The sequence below is a fragment of the Pseudalkalibacillus sp. A8 genome, from assembly GCF_045920555.1.
Lineage (GTDB): Bacteria > Bacillota > Bacilli > Bacillales > Fictibacillaceae > Pseudalkalibacillus.
This window is the reverse complement of sequence record NZ_CP174509.1, coordinates 2,283,867-2,301,422: the sequence shown is the minus strand read 5'-3', so window position 1 is coordinate 2,301,422 and position 17,556 is coordinate 2,283,867. Positions and strand designations below refer to the sequence as shown.

20 protein-coding genes and 3 pseudogenes are annotated in these 17,556 nt (G+C 40.7%); all 23 read right to left on the bottom strand.

Translation table 11 applies throughout. The features are described 5' to 3' along the window. Nucleotides 1-273, bottom strand: coding sequence for a flagellar biosynthesis protein FliQ (gene fliQ / locus ACJROX_RS11980; protein ID WP_408010986.1), 273 nt, complete (start codon nucleotides 271-273; stop codon nucleotides 1-3). A gap of 21 nt (nucleotides 274-294) precedes the next feature. Beyond that, nucleotides 295-473: pseudogene (locus tag ACJROX_RS11975) on the bottom strand (flagellar biosynthetic protein FliP); the annotation flags it as partial. A gap of 186 nt (nucleotides 474-659) precedes the next feature. Next, nucleotides 660-1,541 carry an IS3 family transposase gene (locus ACJROX_RS11970; RefSeq protein ID WP_408007392.1) on the bottom strand — a complete coding sequence of 294 codons (882 nt, stop codon included), beginning with the start codon at nucleotides 1,539-1,541 and terminating at the stop codon, nucleotides 660-662. Nucleotides 1,542-1,549: 8 nt separating this feature from the next. After that, entirely contained in the window at nucleotides 1,550-1,846 is a 297-nt protein-coding gene (locus tag ACJROX_RS11965; protein WP_408007393.1) for a transposase, read from the bottom strand. A 92-nt stretch (nucleotides 1,847-1,938) separates the two neighbouring features. After that, a complete protein-coding gene (gene codY, locus ACJROX_RS11960) occupies nucleotides 1,939-2,718 on the bottom strand; it encodes a GTP-sensing pleiotropic transcriptional regulator CodY (RefSeq protein WP_408010985.1) in 780 nt (259 codons plus the stop codon). Between the two features lie 19 nt (nucleotides 2,719-2,737). Next, the gene (gene hslU, locus ACJROX_RS11955) at nucleotides 2,738-4,135 is read right to left on the bottom strand and encodes an HslU--HslV peptidase ATPase subunit (protein WP_408010984.1); all 1,398 of its coding nucleotides are present in this window, start codon (nucleotides 4,133-4,135) and stop codon (nucleotides 2,738-2,740) included. A gap of 19 nt (nucleotides 4,136-4,154) precedes the next feature. Continuing rightward, nucleotides 4,155-4,697, bottom strand: a complete 543-nt coding sequence (gene hslV / locus ACJROX_RS11950; RefSeq protein WP_408010983.1) for an ATP-dependent protease subunit HslV — start codon at nucleotides 4,695-4,697, stop codon at nucleotides 4,155-4,157. 36 nt (nucleotides 4,698-4,733) lie between these two features. After that, nucleotides 4,734-5,621, bottom strand: a complete 888-nt coding sequence (gene xerC, locus ACJROX_RS11945; protein ID WP_408010982.1) for a tyrosine recombinase XerC — start codon at nucleotides 5,619-5,621, stop codon at nucleotides 4,734-4,736. 96 nt (nucleotides 5,622-5,717) lie between these two features. Continuing rightward, a complete protein-coding gene (trmFO, locus tag ACJROX_RS11940) occupies nucleotides 5,718-7,025 on the bottom strand; it encodes an FADH(2)-oxidizing methylenetetrahydrofolate--tRNA-(uracil(54)-C(5))-methyltransferase TrmFO (RefSeq protein WP_408010980.1) in 1,308 nt (435 codons plus the stop codon). Between the two features lie 11 nt (nucleotides 7,026-7,036). Then, complete coding sequence (topA, locus tag ACJROX_RS11935; RefSeq protein ID WP_408010979.1) at nucleotides 7,037-9,106, bottom strand: type I DNA topoisomerase; 2,070 nt, start codon at nucleotides 9,104-9,106, stop codon at nucleotides 7,037-7,039. Nucleotides 9,107-9,182: 76 nt separating this feature from the next. After that, a complete protein-coding gene (dprA, locus tag ACJROX_RS11930) occupies nucleotides 9,183-9,821 on the bottom strand; it encodes a DNA-processing protein DprA (protein ID WP_408010978.1) in 639 nt (212 codons plus the stop codon). A 513-nt stretch (nucleotides 9,822-10,334) separates the two neighbouring features. After that, complete coding sequence (gene sucD, locus ACJROX_RS11925; RefSeq protein ID WP_408010977.1) at nucleotides 10,335-11,243, bottom strand: succinate--CoA ligase subunit alpha; 909 nt, start codon at nucleotides 11,241-11,243, stop codon at nucleotides 10,335-10,337. 17 nt (nucleotides 11,244-11,260) lie between these two features. After that, nucleotides 11,261-12,421, bottom strand: coding sequence for an ADP-forming succinate--CoA ligase subunit beta (gene sucC / locus ACJROX_RS11920; protein WP_408010976.1), 1,161 nt, complete (start codon nucleotides 12,419-12,421; stop codon nucleotides 11,261-11,263). Between the two features lie 339 nt (nucleotides 12,422-12,760). Beyond that, complete coding sequence (locus ACJROX_RS11915) at nucleotides 12,761-12,919, bottom strand: small, acid-soluble spore protein, alpha/beta type (protein ID WP_408010975.1); 159 nt, start codon at nucleotides 12,917-12,919, stop codon at nucleotides 12,761-12,763. A 64-nt stretch (nucleotides 12,920-12,983) separates the two neighbouring features. Further along, a pseudogene (locus ACJROX_RS11910) lies at nucleotides 12,984-13,243 on the bottom strand (EscU/YscU/HrcU family type III secretion system export apparatus switch protein). After that, nucleotides 13,240-13,461 (bottom strand): hypothetical protein, encoded by a 222-nt coding sequence (locus ACJROX_RS11905; protein WP_408010974.1) that lies wholly within the window; start codon nucleotides 13,459-13,461, stop codon nucleotides 13,240-13,242. The pseudogene ACJROX_RS11910 and the gene ACJROX_RS11905 overlap by 4 nt, the downstream one beginning before the upstream one ends. A 60-nt stretch (nucleotides 13,462-13,521) precedes the next feature. After that, nucleotides 13,522-13,644 carry a hypothetical protein gene (locus tag ACJROX_RS11900; RefSeq protein WP_408010973.1) on the bottom strand — a complete coding sequence of 41 codons (123 nt, stop codon included), beginning with the start codon at nucleotides 13,642-13,644 and terminating at the stop codon, nucleotides 13,522-13,524. A 186-nt stretch (nucleotides 13,645-13,830) separates the two neighbouring features. Further along, entirely contained in the window at nucleotides 13,831-14,889 is a 1,059-nt protein-coding gene (locus tag ACJROX_RS11895) for an RNA-guided endonuclease TnpB family protein (protein ID WP_408006920.1), read from the bottom strand. After that, complete coding sequence (locus ACJROX_RS11890; protein WP_408010972.1) at nucleotides 14,865-15,068, bottom strand: hypothetical protein; 204 nt, start codon at nucleotides 15,066-15,068, stop codon at nucleotides 14,865-14,867. The genes ACJROX_RS11895 and ACJROX_RS11890 overlap by 25 nt, the downstream gene beginning before the upstream one ends. Before the next feature lie 30 nt (nucleotides 15,069-15,098). Next, nucleotides 15,099-15,335, bottom strand: a pseudogene (gene tnpA, locus ACJROX_RS11885) (IS200/IS605 family transposase); the annotation flags it as partial. 186 nt (nucleotides 15,336-15,521) lie between these two features. Continuing rightward, a complete protein-coding gene (locus ACJROX_RS11880) occupies nucleotides 15,522-16,412 on the bottom strand; it encodes a hypothetical protein (RefSeq protein WP_408010971.1) in 891 nt (296 codons plus the stop codon). Between the two features lie 135 nt (nucleotides 16,413-16,547). Then, nucleotides 16,548-16,679, bottom strand: coding sequence for a hypothetical protein (locus ACJROX_RS11875; RefSeq protein ID WP_408010970.1), 132 nt, complete (start codon nucleotides 16,677-16,679; stop codon nucleotides 16,548-16,550). Between the two features lie 53 nt (nucleotides 16,680-16,732). Further along, complete coding sequence (locus ACJROX_RS11870) at nucleotides 16,733-17,512, bottom strand: ribonuclease HII (RefSeq protein WP_408010969.1); 780 nt, start codon at nucleotides 17,510-17,512, stop codon at nucleotides 16,733-16,735. Between the last annotated feature and the right edge of the window lie 44 nt (nucleotides 17,513-17,556).

The window sequence follows — 17,556 nt, the reverse complement described above, 5'->3', positions numbered from 1 at the left end:
CTATAAACCTATATAATTATTGATATTGCTGTAGAGTTCATGAGTGAATGCCACCATTTGGATCAGCATCCATGGTCCGAAGAAGATCAGGGAAACGAGTACAGCGACAATCTTCGGAATGAACGCCAGTGTCTGCTCTTGAATTTGAGTTGTAGCTTGAAAAATGCTGACGAACAGTCCGACCGCAAGAGCCAATATAAGCAATGGTCCACTGATGATCAACGTCGTGTAAACTCCTTTTTCAGCAAGGGAAATAACGAATTGTGAGTCCATAGAACAAACACCTTCTCATCTCTAGTAACTTTCCAATAGAGATTGCACAATCAAATACCAACCATCAACAAGGACGAAAAGCAATATTTTAAAAGGCAAAGAAATCATGACTGGAGGAAGCATCATCATCCCCATCGCCATCAATAACTTGCGACAACCATATCAATGACTAGAAACGGTACAAAAATCATGAAGCCCATCTAGAACGCCGTTTTCCAAAAAACCTTGATTTTTGAGCGCAGCGAAACAAAGGTACTGCAGAAAAGAAGTCGTCATGTTTACATGTAAGACTCTTTTCTCTACAGTACCTTTGTGGGGAACAAAAAAGAAAGACCGACTCGATGTGAAGTGACCCCTGTCAAGTAGACAGAAATTAAAAAGCATTTTTAAGCAGCCTGAGCTCTATAATTATAGGGACTCAGGTTGTTTAATTTCTTTTGAAATCTCTGGTGATTATAAAATCGTATGTATTGGTGGACGGCAAACTTAACCTCTTCAGAGGTTCGGAAAGAGTATAAGTGAAAACATTCTGTTTTAAAATGGCTAAAAAAGTTCTCCATACAAGCATTATCCCAACAGTTTCCTTTTCGAGACATACTCGCTTTCATTTTGTATTTTTTAAGCAGTTGGTTATATTGTTTTGAGGTGTACTGGAATCCCTGATCGCTATGAAGGATAATTCCTTTTACACTCCGTTTTCTTCTTGCCTTTTTTACTGTATCCATTACTAGTTGAAGGTCGTTTCTTTGACTGATTTTATATGCGATGATTTCGTTATTGTATAAGTCTTTAATAGCCGATAAATACAATCTTTGTCCATTAAAAATTAAGTATGTAATGTCTGTTACCCATTTTTCATTTGGCTTAGAGGCTTTAAAATCTCGGTTCAAATGGTTTTCTGAGATGGCATAAGCTTCCTTCTTTCCGTAGTAGGGCCGTTTTCTTCTTATGATGGCTTTTATTCCCAATTCACCCATCAAGCGTTGAACCCGTTTATGATTCATATGTAAATTGTGTACCGACTTAAGCCAGACATGTATCCTTCTATAACCATAAATCCCCTTGAGCTTTGTGTGACACTTTATGATTAACTTCTTGATTTTATCATCCTCTAACTGTTTAGAAGAGGGGGCTTCCTGACGCTTTAACCACTTGTAATATCCGCCCCTTGATACCCCTGCAAGTTCACATAGAAGTTGGACAGGGTATTGTTTCTTGGACATATCTTGAATCACTTTATACTTAGTACCTGTTGATACGGCTTCCATACCCCCTTTTACTTCCCTAAGAACTTTTTTAACATTTCATTCTCGGCTTCTAATCGTTTGATTTTCTCTTCTGGATCCTCAGGACGGGTTCTTGGTCTGCCTTTCCCAGGTCCTTTTGCTTTCCCGCGCTTTTCCTCGAGACCCTTTATTCCTTCTGCCTCAAAGTGTTGAACCCAACGACGTACAACTGAACTAGAAATACCTACTTCCTTCGCAACCGTATCGTAGCCCATACCATCTTTAATATATAGATCCACTACTTTTTTCTTAAATGCAACATCATATGATTGTCTCATTTTCCCCATAGAAAAATCCCCTCCATAATAGACAGATTAATGTGCTTTCTTTTTTCTGTCTACTATGTGGGGATCATATCAATGTCAGCCCTTTCTCCTTATTAGATCGCTTTTAATTTAGAAAGCTCATGTAAGAACTTATCATTCAACACTTTAATATAAGTACCCTTCATTCCAAGTGAACGCGACTCGATTACACCAGCGCTTTCCAACTTACGAAGCGCATTTACAATTACGGAACGGGTGATTCCCACACGGTCAGCAATTTTACTTGCAACTAGAAGCCCTTCATTTCCATCCAATTCTTCGAAAATATGCTCAATCGCTTCTAGTTCACTATAAGATAATGAACTGATCGCCATCTGTACAACAGCTTTATTACGAGCTTCCTCTTCGATCTCTTCAGATTTTTCACGGAGAATTTCTGTACCTACAACCGTTGCACCGTATTCAGCAAGGATCAGATCGTCATCTTGGAAAGATTCATTTAATCTTGAAAGAATCAAAGTCCCTAAACGTTCCCCAGCCCCTACGATAGGTACGATCGTTGTAAGTCCTTTACCGAATAGATCTTTGTTCTCAACAGGAAAAGCAGTATATTCACTGTTGATATCCAGGTTTGAAGAAGTTTCAGTGATGTTGAAAAGGTTCTTCGTATATTCAGTAGGAAATTGTCTATCTACAAGCATCTTCTTCATTCTTTCATTTTCAATTTCCTGTACAAGAGAGAATCCAAGTAGTTTTCCACGGCGGCTAACTACGAAAATATTCGCTTCGATCACATCACACAATGTACCGGCCATTTCTTTAAAGTTTACTGGTTTACCACCAGACTCTTGAAGTAAAGCATTGATTTTTCTTGTTTTTTCTAATAAATTCATTTGTAACTCCTCCTAAGTATTATAAGATATACTGACTCAAGTCTCGATCTTTTGCAATCGCTCCTAGTTTTTCATCGACATATTCCGGAGTAATTGTAATAGTCTCAAGATTAATATCTGGGGCTTCAAAAGATAAATCTTCCAGCAATCTTTCCAAAATCGTATGAAGTCTTCTTGCTCCAATATTGTCAGTATGTTGATTCACTTCAGTTGCGATAGTCGCAATTCTACGAATAGCATCGTCAGAAAATTCTATGTTTATACCTTCAGTTTGCAAAAGAGCTTTATATTGTTTTGTCAAAGCATTGTCAGGATCCACCAGTATCGAGACAAAATCGTCAATGGTAAGACTGGAGAGCTCGACCCTGATCGGGAACCTTCCTTGAAGCTCTGGAATCAAATCAGAAGGTTTTGCAATATGGAACGCACCTGCGGATACGAATAACACATGATCTGTCTTCACAGGTCCATATTTCGTGACAACAGTCGATCCTTCTACAATCGGTAATATATCTCTTTGGACCCCTTCACGTGAGACGTCAGCAGATTGATTTCCTTTCCCAGCAATCTTATCAATCTCATCTATAAAAATCATACCCGTTTGTTCGGCTCTTGTAACAGCTTCTTGACCAACTTCGTCCATATCGATTAGTTTATGGGCTTCTTCATGGGTTAAAACTTTCCTTGCTTCCTTTACGGTAAGCTTCCGTTTTTTCTTTTTCTTCGGCATCAGATTGCCGAGCATATCCTGCATATTCATGCCCATCTGTTCCATACCGGAACCTTGGAACAAATCCATCATATTTTGGTTCTGCTCCTCTACTTCGACAGTGACATAGTGGTCTTCCAATTCACCAAGAGCAAGTTGATGGGCGATCTGCTTCCTTTTCGAAGCGATTTGATCTTTATCATTATCAGCATTGTCATTCGTGTTTTGCTGTTGTTGATTTCCGAATAACATTTCGAGTGGGTTTTTATAAGCATTTTGTTCGGTTTTCTTAGAAGGGACAAGCAATTCTACAAGTCTCTTATTTGCATTCTGTTCAGCTGGTTCTTTAACTGAAGCCATCTTTTCTTCTTTAACGATACGGATGGATGTTTCTACAAGGTCACGTACCATAGATTCGACATCGCGGCCGACATATCCAACTTCAGTGAATTTAGTCGCCTCGATTTTTATAAATGGAGCTCCGACTATCTTGGCCAGCCTTCTAGCGATTTCAGTTTTCCCGACACCTGTCGGACCAATCATCAATATATTTTTTGGAACGACTTCATCTCGAATCGATTCATCGATCAAACTTCTGCGATATCGATTACGAAGCGCAATTGCGACCGCTTTCTTCGCACTATGCTGACCAACAATAAACTGATCAAGTCGTTCAACAATCTGTCTTGGTGTATAATCCATTTTCATCGTGTCAAACTCCCCCGTTTCAAGTTAATTGTTCAACAATGATCTGGTCATTTGTGTAAACACAAATTTCTGCAGCGATCTCCAGAGCGCTTTTCGCAATATCAGCGGCAGTTAGATGTTCTCCATACCTTATTAGTGCCCTTCCCGCAGACAAAGCATAATTTCCACCTGAACCGATCGCCAATATCCCATCATCAGGCTCAATGACTTCGCCGGTACCAGAAACGAGTAACAGCGTCTCTTTGTTCATGACGATCAGCATCGCCTCCAATTTACGTAGCATTTTATCACCACGCCATTCTTTTGCAAGTTCAACAGCAGAACGTTGTAAGTTTCCGTTGAATTCTTCGAGTTTTGCTTCGAATTTTTCAAATAACGTGAATGCATCTGCTACAGAACCCGCAAATCCTGCAAGAACTTTACCATCATATAGTTTACGAACCTTCCTTGCAGTATGTTTCATCACTACGGCATTTCCGAAAGTCACTTGCCCATCGCCTGCCATCGCACAGTTGCCTTTATGATGTACAGCAAAAATTGTTGTAGCATGGAATGTATTCATTCTCGACCTCCTCCCTTCATTGACTCCTAACCCTTGTTAAGCTCTTGGATGAAAGTTGCGATACATCTGCTGTAATTTATCTTTTGTAACATGTGTATATATTTGGGTTGTCGATAGTTGAGAATGACCCAATAGTTCCTGTACAGCTCTCAGATCAGCGCCCTCATTCAATAGATGGGTTGCAAACGTATGTCGCATCATGTGAGGTGTGATGTTCATCGTCAATGATGTCGATTCAATCATTTTTTTCAAAACTTTTCTCACACCCTGATCCGTTAAGGGATCTCCTTTATAATTCACGAAAAGTTTATCGTGCTCTTTTGTTTTCATCAATGTCTTCCTGCCAGATTGCAAATAGCGCTCAATGGCTTCGATTGCAAAGCTGCCGATCGGGACATACCTTTCCTTTCGACCTTTCCCCCTAACAAGGATAGTCTCAATCGTAAGGTCGATGTCTTTTAAAGAAAGCTCACAACATTCACTGACTCGAATTCCCGTTCCGTAAAGAAGTTCGAGCAATGTTTGATTCCTTTGACCCAACGGTGTGTTTAAGTCCGAAACTTCAAACAACTCCTCAAGTTCTTCTTCATAAAAGAATTTGGGGAGTCGCCTGGTTTGTTTAGGTAAGCTTGCTGTTTTAAAAGGATTCTGTTCTAAGCATTCTTCTCTGATCAAAAAGCGGTAGAAGCTTCTTAATGTTGAGACTTTTCGAGCTACAGTTTTCCTGGCATATTTCTTTTCATGCAATACCGTCAAATAGTGACGGACATGTACATAAGAAACAGCAGCAAATTGGTACAAGCCTTGCTGCTTCATGAATTCAACAAAATCGTCGATGTCAAGCTGATAGTTAATGACCGTGTGCTGCGAACAGTTCTTTTCAATTTGCAGATACTCAATAAAAAGACGGATGTCTTCTTGCATATTACAATCAACTTCCTATTATTTTCTGAATAGTGAAACAATTAGCATAAAGACCCCTAAATCGTAACACAACTTAGAGGTCTTGACAATATATATTCACACTTTTGTTAAAAAATTCTGAATTGTTTCCAATGCTCTGTCAGCTATTTTTTCGTATCTTTCCTTCTTATTCTTGATTTTTTTCTCAAGAGGAGGGAAGAGTCCGAAATTTGCATTGATCGGTTGGAAATTATCCGGATTCGCAGTTGTAATATATTCTGCCATACCACCTAAGGCTGTTTCCAGTGGAAAGATCACCGGCTCCTGATCTTGCACGAGTCGAGCTGCATTGATTCCAGCTATCAATCCTGATGCTGCACTTTCTACATAGCCTTCCACACCAGTCATTTGACCAGCAAAGAACAAGTCATCCCGATCTTTATATTGGTATGTCGGATTAAGCAAGTTCGGTGAATTGATGAACGTATTTCGATGCATGACACCGTAACGGACGATTTCAGCATTCTCCAAACCAGGGATCAATCGAATGACTTCTTTCTGTGGGCCCCATTTCAGATGGGTCTGGAAGCCAACGATATTATAAAGTGTACCAGTCTTATTATCCTGCCTCAATTGAACGACCGCATACGGTTGTTTCCCGGTTTTCGGATCTTCCAATCCTACTGGTTTCATCGGTCCGAAGAGCAATGTCTTCTTCCCTCTTTTCGCCATGACCTCGACAGGCATACAGCCTTCAAAGAATATTTCCTTCTCAAATTCTTTTAAAGGGACCGTTTCTGCTGAAATAAGCGCTTCATAAAAACGACCGAACTCTTCTTCGGTCATCGGACAATTGAGATAAGCCGCTTCCCCTTTGTCATAACGGGACTTCAAATAGACTTTGTCACGATCGACACTATCCACTTCGATTATCGGGGCTGCCGCATCATAGAAATAAAGATATTCTTCACCAGTCAATGATAATAATGCTTTAGATAGATCTTCGGACGTCAGCGGACCTGTAGCGATGATTGTTGGTCCCTCTGGTATTTCACGGATCTCTTCTTCATAGACTGTCACGTTCGGATGACCTTTCACTCTTTCCGTCACTTTGGCTGCAAACTCATGACGATCGACTGCAAGGGCACCGCCGGCAGGGACAGAACAATCATCAGCACTTTGGATGATGACAGAATCTAAGTGTCTCATTTCTTCTTTCAGTACGCCGACTGCATTCGTCAATGCATTTGAACGCAAGGAATTACTGCAGACCAATTCTGCAAACTTATCCGTATGATGAGCAGGTGTCTGTCTTTTCGGTCTCATTTCATATAGATTGACTTTTATCCCGCGTTTCGCTAACTGCCAAGCAGCTTCACTTCCTGCTAGTCCTGCTCCAACGACATTAACTGCTTGTAAATTCACTTTCCATCACCCTAATTTTGTTTCTCTTTGTAGTCGCAATTCGTACATTGAATTGTGGTGCTTTTCTTCGATTTCTTTTCGACGAGCATGCTATCGCACTTCGGACAAGGACGGTTGATTGGTTTATCCCAAGAGACAAAATCACATTTAGGGAATCGATCACAACCATAGAAGATACGTCGTTTCTTACTCTTACGCTCCACGATATTTCCTTCATTGCATTTTGGACATTTAACTCCGATATCCTTCACAATCGGTTTCGTATTCCTGCAGTCCGGAAAATTAGAGCAAGCCATGAACTTACCGTATCGGCCCATTTTAAAAACCATTTCACTTCCGCACTTCTCGCACTTCTCGCCGGCAGGCTCGTCCTGGATCTCCACTTCCTTCATTTCTTCTTCGGCTACCTTCAATTTCTTTTCAAATTCCTTATAAAAGGCATCGATGATCTTCTTCCATTCTTCCGTACCTTCTTCAATATGGTCAAGATTCGTTTCCATCTCCGCAGTAAATTCCACATTAATGATTTCCGGGAAGAACTCAAGAATCAGATCTAAAACAATTTCCCCAAGCTCTGTCGGGACGAACTTCCTTGCATCTAATGCAACATAACCTCGACGCTGGATAGTATCTAGAGTCGGAGCATAAGTCGATGGCCGACCGATCCCAAGCTCTTCCATCGTTTTTACCAGCCTTGCCTCGGAATATCTTGGCGGTGGTTGAGTGAAATGCTGGCTCGGTTCGATCTCTTCGGTTTTGACTGAGTCTCCTTCTCTTAAGTCCGGAAGAATTTTATCATCATCCTTCTTGTTATCATCATTACCCTCGACATAAACCTTCATGAACCCAGGAAATTTCACTTTTGAACCGTTTGCACGGAAACGTACGCCATTGTTATCCAAGTTAACGGCCATCGTATCCATGATTGCTGGAGCCATTTGACTTGCAACGAAACGTTCCCAGATCAATTTGTAAAGACGATATTGGTCACGGCTCAAATAGGGTTTGACTGTTTTCGGATCCCGCAGGGTTGACGTTGGCCGTACAGCCTCGTGAGCATCCTGCGCATTATTGGATTTTTTGCCGCTTGTTCGATTGCTCGTGAAATTTGAACCATATTGCTCTGTAATATAATCTTTTGCTTCATTTTTCGCAACATCAGATACACGAGTAGAGTCGGTTCTCATATACGTAATCAGACCGACAGTACCTTCTTTTCCGATATCAATTCCTTCGTACAGCTGCTGTGCCATCATCATCGTTTTCTTTGCACGGAAATTCAGTTTTCTTGCTGCTTCCTGTTGCAATGAAGATGTTGTAAATGGAGCAGCAGGATTTCTCTTCCGCTCTTTCTTTTGCACAGAAGTGATATCAAATGAATCACCTTTAATGTGTTTCAATACTTCCTTTACTGTTTCTTCATTCGATAATTCTACTTTTTCTCCATTCAGTTCAAAGAAGGAAGCTTCAAATTGCTCTCCATTCTTATCGAAGACAGCCTTGATTTTCCAATATTCCTCTGGTTTGAAATTCTGGATTTCTTTTTCACGTTCAACGATCAAGCGTAAGGCCACGGTTTGGACACGACCAGCACTAAGACCTTTTTTCACTTTCTTCCATAGCAAAGGACTGATATTGTAACCAACCAGGCGATCTAAAATCCGTCGAGCTTGTTGAGCATCCACAAGATCCATATTGATCTTACGTGGTCTCTTGAACGAATCTTTTATAGCTTGTTTTGTAATCTCATTGAACACAACCCTGCAATCGGATTGATCGTCCATTTCAAGACTATGTGCCAAATGCCAAGCAATCGCTTCTCCTTCACGATCAGGGTCGGCTGCGAGGTAAATCTTTTTCACTTTCTTCGCAGCAGCTTTCAAATCTTTCAGAACAGGACCTTTCCCTCTGATCGTAATGTATCTTGGTTCAAAATAGTTCTTTACATCTACACCCATTTGGCTTTTCGGTAAATCACGTACATGTCCCATTGAAGCTTTTACGATATATTTTTTGCCTAAGTATTTTTCAATCGTTTTTGCTTTGGCGGGAGATTCTACTATTACTAAGTAATCAGCCATAAATCTATCTGTCTCCCCCTTTTTCTAATTTTAAAATCTTCCCTATTATTGTATATAGAAGGATGGTTTGTCAAACCTAAGATTCAAAGTCACACATCTCCTCAAGTATATCTTCGGCACTTGTCGTGAGCTTTGCACCTTGCTGTATCAGGTAATGGGTCCCCCTTGTGCGAGGTTCTAAAATTGACCCAGGTACAGCGAAAACTTCTCTCCCCTGTTGAAGAGCTTGATCGCCTGTGATCAAAGATCCACTCTTTTCACGAGCTTCTATAATCAATGTTCCCCTTGAAAGCCCGCTTATAATCCTATTTCGCATAGGAAATTGCCATTTTGCCGGCTTCCGGTCAGGTGGATACTCAGATACTAACAGATGACTTGAAGCGATATTACGGGCAATATCCGTATGTTCACGTCGATAAACATGATGAAATCCACTTCCTAAAACTGCAATCGTACTACCGCCAGATGCTATTGCTTGTCGATGCGCTGCAATAACAATACCAAACGCTAATCCACTGACAATGGTCCACCCCTTTTCGATTAAAGGAGTGAGGATCTTTTCTAAGCTTCGGTGTCCATTTAGTGAAGCGTCCCTCGTTCCGACTACGCTCAATATTCTTCGTCCAGTTAAAAGGGCTTTATCTCCTTTAATATAGAGTACGAGTGGAGGATCGAATATTTCCCTCAATAATGAAGAATACTCAGTATCGAACAATGTAATGACATGGATCTTTTCATTCTTGTATTACCCTCTGATACGCTATACCGAACAATGGCGGTATCAAGCTCGCTTTCGATTTGTTTCAGAACGTATTCTCGCTTCGTTTTGGCTTTGATTTGGAGTATAGTCACTTCGGATAGTTGATACTTTGCCTTTAATTGATGATTACTCATCTGAAAGACTTTTTCAAGCGAGCTGTCTTCTTCTATCATTTTAGACAACGTTTTATTCCCTAAACCATGACACCGAGATAAAAATAAAAGGCGCGTTTCCCTGCTTTCTAACAATCCATCGATCTCCTCTATTTATAAACTGGCATGTTATATAGCTGCTTACTGGTATGATGTATACAATTCAGGTAAAATCTTCTTCCCGAATGGTTCGATATGTATGTCCGATTCACCTTTATTTTATATATGTAAATAAAAGAGGAGCCAGCCCATTCGGCCAGACTCCCCGTCTTTAGGATGTCTGACACCATTCATCCGGGCCAGCCCCATAGTTGATTTATTTGTTAGCTGTCGTACAACGATCTAACAAGTTTTCTTCTTTCAACACAGAAATCAATGTTTCTCCCATAACAGATGGAGTTTCAGCTACCTTGATTCCACATGCGTTCATAGTCTTGATCTTTTCTTCAGCAGTTCCTTTACCGCCTGAAATGATCGCACCTGCATGTCCCATGCGCTTTCCTGGAGGTGCAGTTTGACCGCCGATGAATCCTACGACAGGCTTCGTCATGTTCGCCTTGACCCACTCTGCAGCTTCTTCTTCTGCAGTACCGCCGATTTCACCAATCATAATGACTGCGTGAGTATCTTCATCTTCGTTAAAAGCTTTAAGAACGTCGATGAAGTCTGTACCATTGACCGGGTCTCCACCGATACCTACTGCTGTAGATTGACCGATCCCTGCTTGTGAAAGCTGATGAACCGCTTCATAAGTCAAAGTTCCAGAACGAGAAACAACGCCGACATGACCTTTCGTGTGGATGTATCCTGGCATGATTCCAATCTTACACTCATCCGGAGTGATGACACCTGGGCAGTTCGGCCCTACCAAGCGTGTCTTCTTGCCTTCCATGTAACGCTTGACTTTTACCATGTCCAGTACAGGAATATGTTCTGTAATACAGATTGCAAGATCAAGCTCTGCATCTACTGCTTCAAGAATCGCATCTGCAGCGAACGGCGCAGGCACGTAAATGACAGAAGCCGTAGCTCCAGTTTCTTTCACTGCATCCTCAACCGTGTTGAATACAGGAACTCCTTCAACTTCTGTTCCGCCTTTACCAGGTGTCACTCCACCTACGATTTTAGTACCGTACTCTAGCATTTGTTTCGTATGGAAAAGGGCTGTAGAACCAGTGATCCCTTGTACGATTACTTTCGTATCTTTATTAACATAAACGCTCATCGAGTTTCCCCACCTTCCTACTTCACTAGTGAAACGATTTTTTCTGCACCGTCAGCCATTGATTCAGCTGCAGTGATATTCAATCCGGATTCATTTAAAAGTTTTTTACCGAGGTCAACATTCGTTCCTTCAAGACGTACTACCAAAGGAAGTTCAAGACCTACTTGTTTCGTTGCTTCAATTACACCTTCAGCGATGACATCACATTTCATGATCCCACCGAAGATGTTTACGAAGATCCCTTTAACATTTTGATCAGACAGGATGATTTTGAAGGCTTCTGTAACCTTATCTGCTGTAGCACCGCCCCCAACATCGAGGAAGTTCGCAGGGTCTCCTCCGTAATATTTGATGATATCCATTGTGGACATCGCAAGTCCTGCTCCGTTGACCATACAACCGATATTCCCATCTAAAGAAATATAACTGAGGTCATACTTAGAAGCTTCGATTTCCTTCGGATCTTCTTCATCCAGGTCACGCAATTCAAGAATATCTTTATGACGGAATAATGCGTTTGAATCAAAGTTTAATTTCGCATCAAGAGCCATTACATTCCCATCTCCTGTTGTAACGAGAGGGTTGATTTCAGCAATTGAGCAATCCTTCTCAACAAACACAGTATACAAGCCCATCATGAACTTGACAGCTTTGTTCACGAGCTCTTTCGGAATGTTGATATTGAAAGCTAAGCGGCGAGCTTGATAAGGACTAAGACCTACTACTGGATCGATCACTTCTTTAAAGATTTTTTCAGGTGTCTTTTCCGCTACTTCTTCAATTTCTGTACCGCCTTCTTCTGAAGCCATCATAACGACACGAGAAGTTGCACGGTCCAATACTAATCCTACATAGTATTCTTGCTTGATGTCACAGCCCTCTTCAATAAGTAAACGCTTAACTTCTTTACCTTCTGGGCCTGTTTGATGGGTAACGAGAGTCTTGCCTAAAATCTCTTCAGCATATGTACGTACTTCATCAAGATTTTTAGCAACCTTAACACCACCGGCTTTCCCACGTCCACCAGCGTGAATTTGAGCTTTAACTACATTGATTTCAGTACCGAGTTCTTTAGCTGCATCTACTGCTTCTTTGATCGTATATGCAACCTTTCCATTAGGAACTGATACCCCGTACTTTCTCAAGAGTTCTTTTCCTTGATACTCGTGGATATTCATTCTCCATCCTCCTATCATGTGTCTAATCTATGCAACACCGTTTTTATTGTATAAATAAACCGCCCTCATGTCCACCATTGCGACTAATTTCTGACGAATTTCAAGAAATTGGGTATGGATCCAAGTAGAATCCAGAAAGGGAAATACGCATTTATTTGTGTAATCGGCGCATAAAATTTTAATTCAGCACATAAAATTATATTTCGGCGCATAAAACTTTATATCCGCTCATAAATTTGAAAATCGGTTGAATCAGGGCCTCATCCAATTCACAACAAAGGCACTCTGTGAGATTTCTTTCACAAAAGTGCCTTTGTGTTGTCGATTGGTCATGCAACTTTAGCATTCTTTATTTTTTTCTGACTCATCCACAATTTTTTTCGTTATGCTTTCACGCTCAGCTGCCGGCCGGTAAACACCGAATTCCTCAGCAAATTCTTCTCTGAACTGTTGTACAGCTTGTTCACAGCCAGGAACTTCTAATTTATTCTTTTTCATAAAAATATCACCTCACTATTTTTCAATAGTATGTGGTGATTTGTACTTCCTTATGAGTTCTTATTCATCCCTTCGGTTTGGATGCCTGATCGAGTTGATAAATGAATGCAAAAACCTCAGCTACCGCCTGATACAAGTTCGGAGGTATTTCATTATTAATCTCAAGTTTTGAAAGTAACTGGACCAGGGAAGTATCTTCTTGGATCGGCACTTTATAATCTCCTCAGCTGTAACTCCCATTCCTTTCGCTACAACTTTTGGTGAACTGTTCAAAGCTTGATCATATTTGAGTGCAACTGCTGATTTACGTTGATTGTCCGTCATATCGATAGATCAACTCCTCTAAAGGATTTATCTGTCGCTTCAGTTTCAAATAACTGATAGGACTGATTGGAAGGCAGCTCTATCTTGACAGTAGATAACCTATATTCAATCTTTTCAAGCTGTGTTTTCAATTCAGTTTTCAAACTTGGGACAAAATGTCTTATTGATTCATTTCCATTTATGATTTTGACAGAAACGATCCTATTCTGCACATTCATATCCACAACCGTCTCTTTAAGAAATTGAAGATCAAGATAAAATAAAATACGACTAAAATCTTAGTCAATCTCCCCCATGTGATTCCGTTTCATATCCCAGCGCATCGTGATATCACTCTTCCATTCATTGAAATGAACGGGAAATTGATAAAACAAGGACGTGAGGGACTGATTTTCATTCATATTTGAGACTCCCACGGCTAAAGCCGCAAGCCCTACACCTTACGGTGTGAGGGGTGGGATTCTTGAATGACTAAGCGTTCGCAGTCCATTTCTGTTTTGAACAGCCTCCAAGATGAGGGTATCTCATTACCCCGTCCCATGCAGTTAAAATGTACCCACATGGGCGGCATACCTATTACCAGTATGCTAGGCTACTAAACCCGAAATCGCTTTCGATATATTAATGGCTCCATTGAGGTCAGCATGACAGGTGTAGCCACATTCTCTACATTGAAAATGGAGACCGTTTCGATTTTCTTTCGCTTGATGACCACATTTGCAAGTTTGACTGGTGTATTCTGGATTCACCAATTCAAAACGGATCCCTATCATCTCAGCTTTGTATTTGATGAACTCTTTAAGTTGGTAGAACGACCATGAATGCAGGCTCCTACCTTGGTCGTTTTTCTTTGATTTGGTAGTATTTCGAATATCCGTCAAGTCTTCCATGCGAATCACTCCAACACCGTTGGCGAGTGCAAGGTTAACGATTTGACGGCTGATTTTATGGTTCTGGTCTTTCATCCAACGAGACTCTTTGCCTTTGGAATTCTTAATGGCTTGTAGTTTTTTCGCTTTTCCTAGTCTCCTTCTTCTTGCCGAGAAGTGTCTACGAGTATATGCGACTTTTGAGCCTTTAAAGAAGAAAGACTTTGTTCCAATACTGGCAACTGCGAGATATCGAAGTCCCAAGTCAATCCCCATGACTTTTTTACCTTGTGATGATTCCACATTCCAAGTGATTGAAATGGCAAGATACCATTTCTTTTTCTTTTGATAAAGCTTTCCAGTCCCTATCTTTACGCTTCCACTGATCATTTGATCAAGCCACTTTATTTGAAATGGTTTTGCTATTACTGGAACCCCTATACGTTTTGCAAGTGTAGGAAAAGAAACGGTGTATAATTTACTCTTCTTTTCTATTTTTAAGTTTTGATTATTAAAGCAGCACCACATTTTACGGAAGGTCTTTGCTTTCTGATTTTTCTTTTGAAATTTTACTTCTCTAATGGTTTGATTAATGACTGCGGATGGAAATTTCTCTGCTGAAAACTCCTTAAAGATTCGACTGGTTGCCTGATTTATGTCTGGATGAAGCAATAACCAGTTCGCAAATCCTGTATTTGTCTCTGCCATTCGTTTATACATCTGTTGTTTGGCAAGAGTCGGTTTATGTAGCTCTAAGCGTAGCGTGATTGTCGGCATATATTCACCCCCATTTCTAAAATTTTGTTGGAAGATCTCATGAGATGTATTTCTATAAAGTCATGTAGAGTTTGGTCGATTTCGATTTCCAAATCTTCGTTTAATTCGTTTCCATCTTCATCATATAGCTGGAAGTGTTCGTGTTTCCATTCATGAAACTTGTCTTGCAACAAGTCCATTAAGTGTGATTTCCTGTTTATCCAAAACGCTCACCCCCTTGTTTTTTGTTGTTCAACATAACGCTTAATGGTTGCGGTCGATACAAAATAGGAACGTGTCCAAAGACTCGGCAGATGTTGAAGATGAGGAAATTCCTCTCTTAACTTTCTAGAAGTCACTCCTTTGATTTTTGCCATAATATCAGCAGGACTAAGTGTTGGTAGTGTGTTTAGGAACATGTGGGTATGGTCTTTGTCGCACTCTAAAGCAACAATGACAATTTCTAATTTTGTTTGTTCTTCTGTATTCGTTCATATTCACAATGTATCAGTTTTGTTTATAAACTACAACGGTTATACAACAAAAAGAGAGTGAAATTTTCGGATACTTGAAGTACCACAAAACCTTTCCGATTTTAGCGGTGCTCCGTATCCGTTCTCACTCTCATCCCATCCTTAAAGGCGGGCTATGCCCTACATGGGCTTTCCCGTTCGGAAAATCTGTAAAAGTTGCTGGCCTGTAAGCCTATGTAACAATACATCAGCTTTTTCCTTTACGCTTTCGAGAAGATCGTAAGCCAAAAGTTCAAGTAAAGCTGCTTTCAATTGAGGCTGATTTCTCATTTCACCAAGCTGCCCATGCACCAGATCATTTTCAAACGTCAAACCAAGCCCACGTAAGGCTTCAATAAGATTAAGCTGTGGTTTTTGTACGGTCTTCATGTTCACTTGTTCCTTAATCCAGTTCATTTGCGTATTGCTGACTTGGCTTAATTTCTGTTGAAAAAAAAGTTCAGCTTTCGGAGTTGACATATTGACCTTCAATTCTTTCAAGAGCACTTCATCTGAAATAGGAAGTTGCGATTTTTGCGATCGGCTCTCAGATAAATAGGGATCGGGTATTTTAATCGATAACGACTTGAAGATACTTTCAATCTGCAGCTTCATCTCAGATCCAGTTGTCGGACGAGAATATAACTGTAAAAGCTGTTTGACGATATCCAGAGCTGCGTTACGGGTAGTCGTGTCTAAAATCCGGGTGATTGCCTTTCCCACTGTATTTTGGGAGCTATTCAATCCCATAGAAGTCAACGATTTTTCCAGTGACAGTAGTTCTGTCGTAAAAGGGGTGCGATCCTGAACATGATAAAGGGCTTTGAAAGTAGGTTCTGAAATAGGCAGATTTTTGATGAGCATCGTCTTTACAGCCTGTATCCCCTTATCCATGGAATCAACCTGTCTTAACCATTTTCCTGATTGGGTTATCAACTCCTTTGTTATCGGTAGCTGTTCCCTAGTGAGAATCGTAATAAGACGTTGCAAATATGGCTGATTTTTCCAGCTACCGAAAACCTGTGTCGTCAACTGATGAACTTTATTATGCTCCAACACTCCCAAGACTGGAATTCCACCTTTTGCATTCGGCTTTACCTGAAACCAATAATTTTCGTCAAGGGTCAAGCCAGTCAACAGCTGGGCGTTTATTTTCTGACCTGCATGTTAAACTTGTGCCAGATCTTTCGGATACAAGGCCAATACCTTTCCAGAAAAAATCTGCCCTGGCTTCAATTCTATAGCAGGGTTCAACCGCCTTATGTTACGCATGATAGATTCGATCGGCATTGCCTTCATTAAAACACGCCCTCTATTACAATCTGTTCCTTTCTTATATCGTCATCTGGATATCATTTGTTTGGTATTAACTCTGAAACTGGCGTAAATGATTTTCTATGTTCCGGTGTAATACCATATTTCTGCAACGCGTCCAAATGCTGTGGCGTAGCATAACCGACATTTGAATTAAAGGAATATTGAGGGTACTTGCGGTCTATTTCCTGCATCAGCCGATCCCTCGTCACTTTTGCCACTATTGAGGAGGCAGCTATCGAATTGCTTTGTGCATCTCCTTTGATGATTTTTTCTTGCGGCAGGGTGGTTGGGAGGGTCATCGCATCGATCAGCAGATAATCAGGAGCAATTGGTAAATCTTCGATAGCTTTCAACATCGCCACTTTACTCGCTTCATAAATGTTTATCCGGTCAATTTCCTTTGCTGTCACACTGCCTATACCGATTGCAATAGCGTTCTCGATGATCTTTTCGTATAGGTCTTCCCTCATTAGTCCAGATAGCTTTTTCGAATCGTTCAAACCTATGATCTTCACGTTCTTGTCCAAAATGACCGCACTCGCGACAACCGGACCGGCTAGCGGTCCACGTCCTACCTCATCAATTCCTGCTACCAACCGATATCCATTTGAATAACATTTATTTTCATATGCGGACATCTGAATGTATGTATGTAAACGTTTCTTATCCTCTTCGTTCCTTTTGCACCATTGAGTATAAAGCTTTTGTACACCCTTTCTTGAATCACTCTTCAATTGAAGGATCAATTCTTGCTCAAGCTCTCCACTGTGCTTTTTTAATAAACCACGAATCTCTTTAATTGATTTCTCTTTCATCGGAAACTCCTTTATGTCGTGTTTCATCCATAGTTACGATTATG